Annotated in this window: 13 protein-coding genes; 2 read left to right on the forward strand and 11 right to left on the reverse strand. The window is 30.1% G+C overall.

From position 1 onward, the window contains the following. Positions 1-36: 36 nt before the first annotated feature. Positions 37-1,461: a sodium:alanine symporter family protein gene (locus Q5I67_RS02265; protein ID WP_302486219.1), complete on the reverse strand. Its 1,425-nt coding sequence runs from the start codon at positions 1,459-1,461 to the stop codon at positions 37-39. A 309-nt stretch (positions 1,462-1,770) separates the two neighbouring features. Between Q5I67_RS02265 and Q5I67_RS02270 the strand changes: the two genes are divergently transcribed. Continuing rightward, positions 1,771-2,493, forward strand: coding sequence for a DUF554 domain-containing protein (locus Q5I67_RS02270; RefSeq protein WP_302486220.1), 723 nt, complete (start codon positions 1,771-1,773; stop codon positions 2,491-2,493). Positions 2,494-2,516: 23 nt separating this feature from the next. Continuing rightward, positions 2,517-3,407 carry an ADP-ribosylglycohydrolase family protein gene (locus Q5I67_RS02275; RefSeq protein WP_302486221.1) on the forward strand — a complete coding sequence of 297 codons (891 nt, stop codon included), beginning with the start codon at positions 2,517-2,519 and terminating at the stop codon, positions 3,405-3,407. A 55-nt stretch (positions 3,408-3,462) separates the two neighbouring features. On the opposite strand, the gene Q5I67_RS02280 is transcribed toward Q5I67_RS02275, so the two are convergent. The 10 genes from Q5I67_RS02280 to Q5I67_RS02325 form a co-directional block, all read right to left on the reverse strand. Further along, the gene (locus Q5I67_RS02280) at positions 3,463-4,260 is read right to left on the reverse strand and encodes a histidinol-phosphatase HisJ family protein (RefSeq protein WP_302486222.1); all 798 of its coding nucleotides are present in this window, start codon (positions 4,258-4,260) and stop codon (positions 3,463-3,465) included. Positions 4,261-4,392: 132 nt separating this feature from the next. Further along, on the reverse strand, positions 4,393-5,655 hold the full coding sequence (locus Q5I67_RS02285; protein WP_296899193.1) for a class II D-tagatose-bisphosphate aldolase non-catalytic subunit: 1,263 nt from the start codon (positions 5,653-5,655) through the stop codon (positions 4,393-4,395). 57 nt (positions 5,656-5,712) lie between these two features. After that, the gene (locus tag Q5I67_RS02290) at positions 5,713-6,768 is read right to left on the reverse strand and encodes a PTS fructose transporter subunit IIC (RefSeq protein WP_302486223.1); all 1,056 of its coding nucleotides are present in this window, start codon (positions 6,766-6,768) and stop codon (positions 5,713-5,715) included. Between the two features lie 20 nt (positions 6,769-6,788). After that, the gene (locus Q5I67_RS02295) at positions 6,789-7,109 is read right to left on the reverse strand and encodes a PTS fructose transporter subunit IIB (protein ID WP_296899199.1); all 321 of its coding nucleotides are present in this window, start codon (positions 7,107-7,109) and stop codon (positions 6,789-6,791) included. Between the two features lie 48 nt (positions 7,110-7,157). Continuing rightward, positions 7,158-7,613, reverse strand: coding sequence for a PTS sugar transporter subunit IIA (locus tag Q5I67_RS02300; protein ID WP_296899200.1), 456 nt, complete (start codon positions 7,611-7,613; stop codon positions 7,158-7,160). Positions 7,614-7,630: 17 nt separating this feature from the next. Continuing rightward, positions 7,631-9,538, reverse strand: coding sequence for a transcription antiterminator (locus tag Q5I67_RS02305; RefSeq protein WP_296899202.1), 1,908 nt, complete (start codon positions 9,536-9,538; stop codon positions 7,631-7,633). 167 nt (positions 9,539-9,705) lie between these two features. Next, on the reverse strand, positions 9,706-11,379 hold the full coding sequence (locus Q5I67_RS02310) for an alpha-glucosidase (protein ID WP_302486224.1): 1,674 nt from the start codon (positions 11,377-11,379) through the stop codon (positions 9,706-9,708). A gap of 78 nt (positions 11,380-11,457) precedes the next feature. Next, the gene (locus Q5I67_RS02315; protein WP_296898482.1) at positions 11,458-11,898 is read right to left on the reverse strand and encodes an OmpH family outer membrane protein; all 441 of its coding nucleotides are present in this window, start codon (positions 11,896-11,898) and stop codon (positions 11,458-11,460) included. Between the two features lie 174 nt (positions 11,899-12,072). After that, a complete protein-coding gene (locus tag Q5I67_RS02320) occupies positions 12,073-12,693 on the reverse strand; it encodes a DUF4867 family protein (protein WP_302486225.1) in 621 nt (206 codons plus the stop codon). Positions 12,694-12,703: 10 nt separating this feature from the next. Beyond that, positions 12,704-13,720, reverse strand: coding sequence for a LacI family DNA-binding transcriptional regulator (locus Q5I67_RS02325; RefSeq protein ID WP_302486226.1), 1,017 nt, complete (start codon positions 13,718-13,720; stop codon positions 12,704-12,706). Positions 13,721-13,798 lie beyond the last annotated feature (78 nt).

Genomic DNA, 13,798 nt, shown 5'->3' on the forward strand with positions numbered 1-13,798 from the left:
CATTAAACAAAATTATTTAATAGGTGGTTTTTATATTTATTTTACTAATTCTTCTTTAGGAACGAATTCTTTATTTCTAATATCTTCTAAATATGGTACAGGTTCTGTATCTTTTAGATCTATATTATCAATATATTTTTTCGTTTCAGCTACAATTACTGGTGATAATAATAATACTCCAATGAGATTTGGAATTGCCATCATCGCATTTAATGTATCGGCAATAAGCCAAACAAGATTTAAAGAAACGATTGGTGCTATGATAGCTACTAATAAATAAAGTATTTTATAACCTGTCAAAACTTTTTTACCTGCAAAATATTCAACACAGCGTTCACCATAATAAGACCATCCCCAAATAGTAGAAAAAGCAAATGTTATAATACCTACAACTAAGATGAAAGGTCCAACATATGGTATCTGACCAAATGCTAATGTAGTGAGTATACCGCCATCATGAATTGCTCCCATATCAATTTCTGGATTTTTCATAATACTAGACACTAATACAAGACCTGTCATCGCACATACAATAACAGTATCCCAAAAAACACCAGTCATTGATACCATAGCTTGGCGAACTGGATTTCTTGTCTGTGCAGCAGCTGCCGCAATCGGAGCAGAACCCATACCAGATTCATTAGAGAACAATCCACGAGCTACCCCAAAATGCATAGCTTGCATAATACCGCCACCAACAAGCCCACCAGCAGCTGCCCCAGGATTAAAAGCTAATGTAACAATTGTTTCAATAGCAGGAATAATGTAATCTGCATTAATTACTAAAATAAATATACAACCTAATATGTAAAATGCAGCCATAAATGGAACTAATCTTTCACATACATAAGCAATAGATTTTATACCGCCAAAAATTACAAGTGCTACCAAAATAGCAATAATAATCCCAATTATCCATGATGGAATACCTAAATTTTCACTACAAACTGTAGCAATAGCATTTACCTGTGTTGCACAGCCTATACCAAAAGAGGCAAATCCGCCAAAAAAAGCAAATAGTACGGCAAGCCATTTCATATTTAAGCCACGTTCTAGTGCATACATTGCTCCGCCTTGCATTCTGCCATCTTTTGTTTTCACACGATATTTTACAGAAATCAATGTTTCACTATATTTTGTGGCAATGCCAAATACACCTGTAAGCCAACACCAAAAAACAGCACCAGGACCACCGAGAGCAACGGCTGTTCCTACACCGATAATATTACCTGTACCAATAGTTGCCGCTAAGGCTGTTGTAAGTGCACCAAATTGGCTTACTTCACCTTCTGCTTCTTTATCTTTCGTAACAGATAATTTTATCCCTTGAATTAATCGTCTTTGAATGCCTTTTGTCCTAAGCGTCATAAAAATATGAGTGCCCATCAATAGAATTATCATTCCCCAGCCCCAGACAATGCCGTTCAAAGTAGTTACAAATGAATTAATTACTTCTAGCATAATTTAACCTCCTTAAAAATTTAAAATCAACAAAATAATATTTATTCATCTATATAAAATTAGATAAAAAAAACGTATGAAAAATTTATATCATACGCCATTGTATAAATATATTATTTTTGTTTATTATATAACTACATTTGTATTTTGTCAATTTTCTAATATATTTATCCGTAAATTATAATTGTTAATTTGTATACACATGGTTTATATTTTTTAAAATTTAGCCATAATTTATGAGTTATATTAATATTAAATGTTATAATATATTTATTTCTAATAACTATATTTTCAAGGAAGTGTTTATCTGTGATTGGCTTAGGAACAATCGCTAACACCATCGCGGTAATTATTGGTGGTGCTATCGGACTATTTTTAAAAAAAGGTATAAAAAAATCTCTACAAGACTCGCTATTACAAGCCATGGGAATTGCTGTTTTATTTATCGGCATAGGTGGTACACTATCACAAATGCTTATATTCAAAGATGGTCATTTAGAAACTACAGGTACTATGTTGATGATTTTCTCTTTATTAATAGGTACTCTAATCGGTGAAATCATCAATATTGAAGCTAAATTAGAAAAACTTGGTGAAATAGCACGAAAACTATTTCATGCTGACGAACAATCAAAATTTATAGATGCCTTTGTAACAGTTACGCTTGTAATTTGCATTGGTGCTATGGCTATTATCGGAGCACTCCAAGATGGTCTATCTGGTGACTATAGCTTACTTTTAACTAAAGCTATATTAGATGGCGTGATCTGTATGGTTTTTGCCTCTACTATGGGCGTTGGTGTTTTATTTTCCGCTTTACCACTATTTATCTATCAAGGATTAATTACGTTATGTGCTAGTTTTATCTCACCTTATCTTACAACTGCTATGATTAATGATATTTGCTATATTGGTAATATCTTAATCACTATTATTGGTATAAATCTTACATTTAATAATATAATTCATATTCGTGTTGGTAATATGCTGCTTGCTCTTATAGTGCCAGTAGTTTATCATATATTTAGCTAATAAATCATATTGGAGGAAAATTTGTGGAAAAAATAAATAAAATTAAAGGTGCTTTATATGGTGCAATTATCGGTGATGCTCTCGGAGCTCCACTTGAATTCATGCCTCAAGAACAAATCAAAGCTCAATTTGGCAAAGTTACAGAAATGATAGGTGGCGGTTGGTTACAAGTTCAACCAGGGGAAGGAACTGACGAAACAGCTCTACTTCTTGCTACTGCTTACGGTATTATGAAAAATCCTGAAAATCCATTTGCTGAAATTGGCAAGAATTTCATTAAATGGGCTATCAGTAGACCAAAAGATATCAGTGATACAACTCTTCGCAGTATTGATAAAACAATGTCTAAAGGTCATGGTAAACATCTCATTCCTAAAGCACGTTGGCACGAATCTGCTGGACAAGTGGACTTATTCAGCAATCGCGGTAGTGTAGATAATGGTGCTATATTAAATACTCTATATCCTGCACTTTATTACACTGATGAAACTTGTGCTGTTACTACTGCTCTTGATATCACTAATATGACTCATGTAAATACCCAATCTGACAATGCTTGCCGTATTTACGCTCAATTTATCTTCCGTATTTTAAACAATAATATAAATAAACAAGATATGGATAAAATAATTGATAATACTATGTATTATGATTATAAAAACGAAGAAACACAGCCAACAGCTTCTGCTTATGATAGTATTGTAGCTATGCTTCATGCCTTTATGCCTACAGATAATTTTGAAGACGCAGTACTGACTGCTATTAATTTTGGCGGTGATAGCGATACTATCGGTGCCATAACAGGCGGATTAGCTGGATGTTATTATGGATATGATAACATTCCTACTCGTTTTATCGATGCTATTCCTTCTGATATCAAAAAAATGCTCGATACTGTTATCGATGCTATTTAAAAATAAAAAAATATCCTTATAGATAGAATTTCTATTTATAAGGATATTTTTTATTTTATATATTATGTTCTATTGGACATCTTTTAGTAAATGTATATATTTTTTCAAATCCACAAGCTTTTAATAAATCATAACCTTGTTTACAATAACTAAAACAATCATCTGTACTGTGCGAATCTGAACCTATAGTAATAATCTTTCCACCTAAATTTTTATATAATTTTAATATTTCTATTTTAGGATAAACTTCATTTACTTTATTTCTTAAACCTGATGTATTTATCTCTAAACCAATATTTCTCTTTATCGCTATAGTTAAAATTTCTTCAATTAGATCTTTATAATCCTCAAATTCATAATTTCCATAATCTGCAAAAGCATATCTCTTCATTAAATCTAAATGACCAATTACATCAATATCTGCAATCTTTACCATAGCCAAAATCTCATTAAAATAATCTTCATAAATTTTACTCTTAGTTTTTGATGGCATAGTCAATCTCAATTTAACACTATTAATATTATGAACTGAACCAATAATAAAATCTAAATCCATTTTTTTTATTTCGCTCTTTAGAGTTTCTAAATACGGTTTTAAATGTGGTTCACCTATTTCTAAACCACGTTTTATATTTAATTTATCCCCGTATTTTTGTTTACATAACTCAATACATTCATGATAAGCCTTATAATCTAATACACCATAACTTACATCTTTGGGATCTACGTCAAAATGTTCCGTAAAACAAATTTCATTTAAGTCTATTTCAATTGCTTTTTTACAAATATCTTCTAAAAAGTCTTTTCCATCAAAAGAAAACTTACTATGATGATGATAATCTACTTTATACATAAAAAACCCTCACTTTAATTCTATAATTTTATATTTTTCCTATCAAATAAAAAGGATAATACGTTAAATGTATTATCCTTTCTTTTCTTTGTTTGATTGATTAAATTATATTTTTGATTAAATAAGTTTTTATTATTTTGCTAAAAGTTTTGATGTGAGACCTTCTAAATTAAATGCTTTTACATAATTATCAATGGAATCTTTAATTTTATTCACTACATATCGTTCTCCATCAATACCTGATTGACTTAAATTATCATATAATTTTGCGATTTCAGCTTTTACTAATGGATTATTAAATGTATAATGTCCACTAATTTCAGTAATTAAACGAGCTAATTCTTTATCATTTAAAATTTCTTCAATGGATAATTTATCTTTACCATCCACCATCCATTTTTTCCAACGACCAGATTTCACTGCTTCAGTAGTCAATACAAGAGCTATATTTGATTTATCTGAAATTAAACCTTCTTCATATAAACTATCTTCAACTTCAGATAATTTTAAATAAGCTTGAGTTTCTACTGTACCAAATTCTGGTGCAACATTCATTGCTGTAACACCCCATGCTGGATGTTGTAACAAAATAGCATCATCTAAATAATCGCCATTATGTTCTTTTAATCCTACATGATATTTTTTAGCAATAGATGACAAATTTTTACAAGAAGCAGGATCTACATGACCAACATTTTCTGTCAAACGAGTCAATGTACCTGTATTTCCTACGATAAAAGCTGGATGTGGAAGATTTTTTTCATCTAATTTTTCATTTAATTTTTTAATAAATGCTTCATAATTTTCACTAGAAGTCAATCCACCATTTGTTTCTTCAGTACCAACTTCATAACTTACAGGAGGAAGTCCCATTTCTTTTCTTTCATTTTCAGCAGTTTCAATTAATTCGATAGTACGGTTTATATTCACATTCATATCGATTACTTTTCCCACAATATATGGATCTTTTGTTGGGTCGATATGCAATAAATCAAAACCATTTTCTAAATCATATTTATAAGATTTTTTACCAAGCTCCATTGCTTCTTTTTCTGGGAGATGAGCATTTCTTTCATTATCACGTTGCCAAGGGCCACCATGGTCACGACAAAGATAATATAAACCATCAAAATTATTTTCTTTTGCTATCTGTGCAATAGCCTCAGCAAAGCGTTTTTGATCCCAATTACATACATAACCTCCACCAAGTTCATCGGCATCAACTTGGTTACGACTAGCAATAAACATAAGTGGAAAATCTTTTTCTTTTGCTAAAAGCATAGATGCTTTAATCAATGTATGACTCATTGGTCCTATACCAATCATAGTAGCTCTGTCTTTACCTTCAAATGATAATAATTTAGCTACAACTTCATTTAATGTAGGTTTTTTCATTTTATATTCAGCCTTCTTCTTTATCTTATTATATCTATTAAATAAAATTTAAAATTTTTATTTTGCTTTTTCATCAATATTTGGACGTAATATATGCAAGCAGATCGCTGTTACAATTGCACCAATAAACATATCTATTGCATACCATAAAGGAGCTTGATTTACACCAGCAATTACTATCAAACCGCCATGTGGAACCATACATTCTACACCATGGTACATACCAAGACCAGCACCTACCGCACTACCAATAATTATTGATGGCAATACAGTTTTTAATGATTTTACTGCGAACGGAATAGCACCTTCTGTTATGCCTATAAGTCCCATGAAACCTGCTGATATACCAAGATTTCTTTCATCAGCAGTATATTTTCTACGAGAAACAAATGTAGAAATAGCAAGTCCTAAAGGTGGAATAGCTACAGCAATACGATAAGCACCATTTGGGCCATAAATACCTTCTGCCATAAGAGCTAATGTAAATGCTGTTGCTGTTTTATTAACTGGACCACCCATATCAAAGGCAGCCATTGCACCAACAATAATTCCCAATAATACAGCACTACCACCTTGCATATGTCCTAAAATTTCAATCAACCATTTAATAAAAATAGCAATAGGTTCTGCAATAATATAGAAATAAATCATACTGATTACAAAAGTACTAATAATAGGAATAACTAAAATAGGCATAATTGCTTTTAAATTAGTAGGAACTTTCCATTTTTTTATCCATTTAGCCATATAACCAGATAAAACACCCATGAGCATTGCACCTAAAAATCCTGTTTGTACATGACTATCACCAAAAGGTGTATTAGCTATATATCCTACAATTAGCCCTGGAATAAGTCCTGGTTTACCCGCTATAGAATATGCAATATATCCAGCAAGTACAGGTATCATCATTGTCATACCTGCCATACCGATTACACCCAAATTTTGCAAAAATGGATTAGTAACCTCCATACCATTTTCTCCAGGTTTACCACCTGCCAAAGAAATGGCTAAGAAAATACCTCCGACTACAACTACTGGAAGCATATAGGATACACCAGTATTAAAAGCCTTCGTCAATTCTTGAATAATACTTTTCATATTATCAGACATTGATATACCTCCTTATTTTCTTATTTTACTAATGCAACTAATTTATCAATAATTTCTGCTGGATTGTGAATTACATCAGCAGGATTAACTGTCAATACCCTACCTTCATCTTCTTTTTCTTCAAAACGTTCCTGACCTTCAATACCAATAGCTACTGCCAATAAAACAGCATCAGCTTCATTTACTTCTTCTTCAGTCAATTCATTTTCAATACCAAGCCCCCCCTGTGTTTCAACTTTTACATCAAAACCTCTTTTTTTACATTCTTGTTCGATAGCTTCCTGTGCCATATAAGTATGAGCAACCCCTGTAATACATGCAGATACACCAACAATTTTCATTTTTAAAATCTCCTTTTTATTTAATCTATTAATTTATATTTATAAAAATTATTTATTAACGTTGTAATTAATACTTTCCAACAAATTAAATATTTCTTCTTTTGTTTTTAAAGTTAATAATTTTTCTCTAAAATCATCATTAATTAATTTTTTACTAATTTCTGCAATATACTTCAAATGTAATTTATTTGCATCTTTATCAGGTACACCAATCAAAAAAATTAATTTCACTAATTCATCACTATTTTCGTCCCATTTAAAAGCATTATTAGTTCTCATAAATGCTACAAATGGTTCTACTACTGTATCTGATTTTCCGTGTGGAATCGCTACTTGACAACCTACAGAAGTAGATATTTCTGCCTCCCTTGCAAACACCTTCTCAATAAACACCCCCTCATCCAAAATCAATCCTAATTTTTTAGCAGTGTTACTAATTAAGCTAATAACATCTGGCTTATTTTGTAAATCACTGTCTACAAAAATCATTTCATTTCTAATCATCTTAATACACCTCAGAATCATATATTTAAAAGCTCTAATAATTTACTTTTAAAAACTTTACTATTAATATTATCTATTTTGTTTAAACTCAAATTTAATCTCATTAATTTCTTATAAAATATAGTTAACGGTGTAAAATTTTTATTAAAATCATCTTTTGATACAGCAAATAGAAAAATATATTTTACTACAGATTTATTCCATTTTACGCCTTCATCTACAGATATTATCAATAATTTCGTTCTATTCACAAAATTCGGATTTCCGTGAGGAACAGCGAAACAACCAATATCTGTAGGAGATATTTTTTCTCTTTCAATAACACTATTTAAATATTCTGGTTCAACTAATTTAGCATCAATAAGAGTTTTTATTCCTGAAGATAATATTTCCTCTACACTATTTGCCTTTTTATAGTTTAATACCATTGATTCCATAATAATTAATTTTAATGTATTACTTACATTTTTATTATTAATATATTTTAAAATCTGTTCTAATTCATTTTCTCTAACAGCTGGAGAAACATATATTACTGGCGTCTTGCTATGTTCTATCTTTTCTGTACTCAAAATTAAATCATAATCATGTTTATCTAAGCTTAGAAAATCATGCATAGAATAACAACCTATAATTTTTATTATGCCAAATAATGAATTTATTTTTGTTGAAATTAATGTTGCTGCCGCCATACCATAATGACATATAACTATAGCTCTAATTTTTTGTTCTTCTGTTTTTAATCTTTCAATGGCTACTTGAAAATGTAATGTTAAATATATCATCTCATTGCGAGAAACATCATATTGATAATATTTTTTTATTATTGATGAAGCTATCACTGCCATTTCAAAACTAACAGGATATTGATAACCCAATTCATTCCACTGGCAATCTAAATTAGCAGGTTTTAACATATCTTTACGTAAAACAGTAGCATATATATGTAAAGATAAATTCCTTACTAACTCTACATCTTGAGATAAATCTATTGATAATCTATGATTTATTTTCTCTAATATCTTATAAATTATATCCTGCATTTGATTTACAATAGCATCCACATCAAAAACATTTTGTTTTCTCAAAGACATTAACATATAACAAATATAACAAACTTCATTATAGTTTTTATCCAAATGTAATAAAGTAGCAATATCTCTTGCTACTTTTAAATAAATTGTAGCATTTGGTAAATCTTTTATTATATTAGTAAAAATATTACTTACAGTCTTATTTTTATGTTTTTTATAATTATCTATCATCAATAAAAAACATAAAAATAATTGGCAAGCAGATTCATCTGTAAATGAAAAATCTTTATTATCCTGAATAATTTTTACTATATTATTTGCAATTAAAACATTATCTCTACTTATATAATCTAATATTGGAAAATGTTTTTCATTAAACTCTTCCATTTCTTTACATAAATTTATACCTTTAAAATATGCAGATAATAATTTAGCAAATAATGCCCTCTTCTCTGCTTCTGGACTAATGCAACGTATACCATAATGTCTTAATGACTGTAAATCATTACTATATGTTTTCAAAATATCTGGCATTAATTTTTCTATTTTAGATTTAGATACAAATAATTTATCTGCAATATCTTGTAATACCACAAAATCATCAGATAATATTAACAGCAATAAAATCTGTTCATCTAAAGAAAACTCTATACTATTTTTATTATCAATTAACAAATGTGTAAGATTTTCTTTTCCCCATATTTGTAAATTATTTTTACCTAAAACTTGCAAAATAATTTTATATGTTTTTAAAAAATCTTCCATATTCTTTATATCTGATTTTAGTGTAGGTATAGATATTTCTAAAGCTCTACTATAATCCTCCAAGGTCATATCTGGAAAATCATTTATATATTGCAATAATTTAAACTGTCTAACTGTTAATTTCATTATCATCACCTTACGTAATTTATTATAAAATATAGACCATTTTAGTAAAACTCATTATTTTTTTGATAATTTTAAAAAATATGAGTTATACAACAATCATAAAAATATAAAAATAGCGTAACAATCATTTAAATCGTTACGCTTTAAAATGAATAATATAACTAATTCTATTTATTATTTACTTTATAAACTCTTACCTCATATGAACGCAACACAGTGGCTTCACGATTTCCATAAGTTGATGCTAATAATGTTGCTCCTTTTAGTTCTGGTATCTTATATCCACGTATTTTGGCTGTTGTATTGGCAATAACAATAATACGTTCTGATTTATCTTTTGTCGTACGAGCATAAGCATATATACCTGGACTATATGATAATAATTCTTCGTAATCGCCCTCAATCAATGCCAGATGTTGATTACGTAAATTTATTAAATCTTTATAATAATTAAGTACAGAATCTTTATCTTCTGTCTGTGTTTTTACGTTTAATTCAGGATATTCATCATTGAGTGGTAACCATGGTTTACCTGTAGTAAATCCTGCTTTTGCTCCATTATTCCAAGTCATTGGACTGCGTGCATTATCTCTACTGTATTGCCAAATATACTTCATCGCTTCTTTTGGAGTTAATTCATCTTTTAGTGCCAATTCATATTGACCAATAGAAGAAATATCATTATACATTTTAATTGATGGCCATTTTATGTTTGTCATGCCTAATTCCTGACCTTCATAAATAAATGGTGTTCCTCTCATAGTCAATAAAATCGTAGCAATAAATTTTGCTGCCAATTTTGTATCTGTTCCCTGTGGGAAAAAGTAATTTGTGCAACGTGGTAAATCATGATTTTCAAAATAAACAGGTACCCATCCATTATTTTTTGTGGCATTTTCATCATCTGTGAAACATTTTCTAATATCGATTAATTTCCACGGTTTACGTTTATGCCATGTGCAGTCTTCATCAAAACCTAAACGAATATGACTAAAATCAAAGGACATATCAAAAACACCATTTTGACCGATCCATTTATTAAAATCACTTGGATAAACACCGTCAGCTTCAGCTACTGTAAATATATCCGCTCTATCAAAAACTTTTTCTTTAAATTCATGTAGAAAATCTAATATACCGTCTTGATAAGTTGTAGCTTTAGCAATGCTACCCAAATTATCCGCACCATCAACTGCTACATCTTTAAATTCACTTGGTTTTTTAATATATACAATCGCATCAATTCTAAAACCACGAACACCTTTATCTAGCCAGAAATTAGCTGCGTCAAATAAAGCTTGTCTTACTTCTCTATTTTCCCAGTTTAAATCTGGTTGAGCACTAGCAAAAGTATGCAAATAATATTGATTTGTTTTTTCATCAAGAGTCCATGCAGAACCGCCAAAAATACTACGCCAATTTGTAGGTGCAGAGCCATCTTCTTTGCCATCACGCCAAATATACCAGTCACGTTTTGGATTATCTTTTGAACTTCTAGACTCTTCAAACCACTTATGTTTATCTGATGTATGATTAAAAACTAAATCCATTACGATTTTAATATTGCGTTTATCCGCTTCAGATATGAGTCTTTCCATATCTTCCATAGTGCCATATTCCTTAGCTACACTACAATAATCTGAAATATCATATCCATTATCTACAAGTGGTGAAGGATAAATTGGACAAAGCCAAATAGCACCCACACCTAAATCCTGCAAATAATCTAATTTACTAATAATACCTGGAATATCCCCAATACCATCGCCATTACTATCACAGAAAGATTTAGGATAAATCTGATAAACAATTGTTTTTTGCCACCATTTTAATTCACCCATCATTTCCACCTCTATTTTTTATTAATTTAAGAAAAGCAGGTACTTCTTTGTACCTGCTTAATTTATCTCAACTATTAATTATTTTGCAGCATTTAAAACTTCTTCTGTAATATCAGCAGCAGTAAATAAAGCTACATCAGAAGTAATTACTACGCTATATCCATGTTCTTGAGCTACTTGTTTAATTGCATTGTTGATTTTTTCTTGTACTGGTTTTACTAAATTAATCTGTTTCTGTCTTAAATCAGTAGCCACTCTAGCACGAACTTTTTGAATATCTGCTGGACTCATTTTTTCATTAACAGATTTCTCAAAGTCTTTTTGTGCTTCTTCAGTAAGTTTATTCATATTTTCCTGAATGGATTTACTTTCTGGAATATTAGCTAATACATACTGATAATTGATAGTAGCAACGCTTGCTGTTGTAGCTGGTTGATATACTTCAGCAGCAGAAGCTGTTCCTCCTATACCTAACATAAATAATGCAGAACAAATCATTGCTAAAATTTGTTTTTTCATCTAAATGCCTCCTATATGAACATTAAATCATTAGTGTTATTATAGCATAAATATATCTAATTCGTTATATATTATTTGTTATAAATTCATTAAAAATAAGTATTTTCTTTATCACTAAAAAGCCTTATGAATACAAAAAGTGGCTATAAAATCCATAGCCACTTCTAAATTTATTTAAATTGTTGTATTTTCACCGATTAAGCCAATAAAACCGCCATCTTTATCTACACCACTTTCACTATGTCCAATGAGCCATTTATTAGCAGCAAAAAGTAATTGATTTTCACCTTTATTTTCAGCTGGTTTCACTTGTAATGGAAGATTAGTTCCTTTTGGTAAAACTACACCACAGCGAAATTCTTCATTATTTTCTTTACATGGTGCATAGTGAAGAGTTGTTGCATAAAGTTCTACTGCTGTACCTGCTGGTACAAAGAAACACTCTATATTTTTAGTTTCATAAGTATTATTTGTATAATCGATATCTTGCTGACGACCAAGCATTAAAATCAAATCTGTAGCTGCAATATCAATTTCAGAAGAACGATGATATTCAACTGCATTTAATTTATTGTTATAGCCACTGCAAAAACCAAATTCTACTTCCAATCCGCCATAAACTTCATCTTGCATCTGTTTAAATAAAGGTAATGCTTCTAAATCTGTATCAGAAGGTTCATATACTACACCTTCTTTAATAGCTTCTTTTGCTTTCATTGTTGCTACAAATTCGGCAGTATCAACATCTAAAACTCTACCATATTGTTTAAATTCAATATCATGTACACTTTTCATTATTTTTACCTCATAAATTTTCCAATATTTTTATCTCATTTTTCATTATATGTTTACTTTTATCTGGACTAATACCATTTACTAGATATTCAAACACGATCTGCATAGCTCTTTGACCTTGTCTATAAGGATGTTGATAAATCACTGCCTTAATTACATTTTTCTTCATCATTTCTACCGTAGTTGGCACTGTATCAAAAGCAATTATCGTTAAATCATCTTGTTTATTAAGTGATAACACTGCTCTACAAGCTCCATATACACCAGCTGCTACAATAAATATTGCATTTATTTCTTTGTGCATTGTCAACATCATCTTAGTCTTATCATATGAAGATATATCATCATCATCATTTTCTTGAATATCTACTATTTTAAATTTAGGATTTTTATTTATATTTTCTTCAAATCCAGCTAAACGTTGCTTATGACCTAATACCTTTGATGAACCCATGACTATACCTATATTAGCCCCATCAGGTACAATCATCTGCAATAACGCACCTGCCGTTTCACCACCATTAGTATAATCACTACCTACATAACATTGACGTTTAGAATTATCTACATCATTATTTATCGTTACTACAAAAATTCCAGCATCTACGAACTCATTGATTTCATCTATAATTACAGGATCATTCACAGGATTAATAATCAAGGCATTTACTTTATCTTTAAACTCTTCCATGATTTCATGTTGAGACTTTACATCATAGCCTCTCATATTCTTCCAAATGACTTTCAATCCATAAATTTCATATTTTTCCGCAGCTAATTTTATACCTCTGATAACATCATCAAAGAAAGGATTGCCTTCTGATGAAATCACAACTCCCACCACTGGATTTTTCTTTCGAGCAGATAGTGCTTTTCCTGCTGGATTTGGCTTATAACCTAATTCTTTTGCCATAGATAACACAAGTTCTTTCGTCTCTGGCTTTACATTACCACGTTCATTTATAACTCTATCCACCGTACCTCGTGAGACACCACAAAGGTCCGCAATTTGTTTTATCGTAACCACCAAAAGTACCTCCTATAATGCTGTTAAAATCTCTTAGTAAAGTTACACTATTATATACATATAATAACACAGCATTAT

This window comes from uncultured Megamonas sp., assembly GCF_958438645.1.
Lineage (GTDB): Bacteria > Bacillota > Negativicutes > Selenomonadales > Selenomonadaceae > Megamonas.

What these genes read in the sequence shown, in the direction of transcription:
- Q5I67_RS02265 (WP_302486219.1), bottom strand. Translation starts at nt 1,461, where the DNA reads ATGCTAGAAGTAATTAATTCATTTGTAACTACTTTGAACGGCATTGTC.
- Q5I67_RS02280 (WP_302486222.1), bottom strand. Translation starts at nt 4,260, where the DNA reads ATGTATAAAGTAGATTATCATCATCATAGTAAGTTTTCTTTTGATGGA.
- Q5I67_RS02285 (WP_296899193.1), bottom strand. Translation starts at nt 5,655, where the DNA reads ATGAAAAAACCTACATTAAATGAAGTTGTAGCTAAATTATTATCATTT.
- Q5I67_RS02290 (WP_302486223.1), bottom strand. Translation starts at nt 6,768, where the DNA reads ATGTCTGATAATATGAAAAGTATTATTCAAGAATTGACGAAGGCTTTT.
- Q5I67_RS02295 (WP_296899199.1), bottom strand. Translation starts at nt 7,109, where the DNA reads ATGAAAATTGTTGGTGTATCTGCATGTATTACAGGGGTTGCTCATACT.
- Q5I67_RS02300 (WP_296899200.1), bottom strand. Translation starts at nt 7,613, where the DNA reads ATGATTAGAAATGAAATGATTTTTGTAGACAGTGATTTACAAAATAAG.
- Q5I67_RS02305 (WP_296899202.1), bottom strand. Translation starts at nt 9,538, where the DNA reads ATGAAATTAACAGTTAGACAGTTTAAATTATTGCAATATATAAATGAT.
- Q5I67_RS02310 (WP_302486224.1), bottom strand. Translation starts at nt 11,379, where the DNA reads ATGGGTGAATTAAAATGGTGGCAAAAAACAATTGTTTATCAGATTTAT.
- Q5I67_RS02315 (WP_296898482.1), bottom strand. Translation starts at nt 11,898, where the DNA reads ATGAAAAAACAAATTTTAGCAATGATTTGTTCTGCATTATTTATGTTA.
- Q5I67_RS02320 (WP_302486225.1), bottom strand. Translation starts at nt 12,693, where the DNA reads ATGAAAAGTGTACATGATATTGAATTTAAACAATATGGTAGAGTTTTA.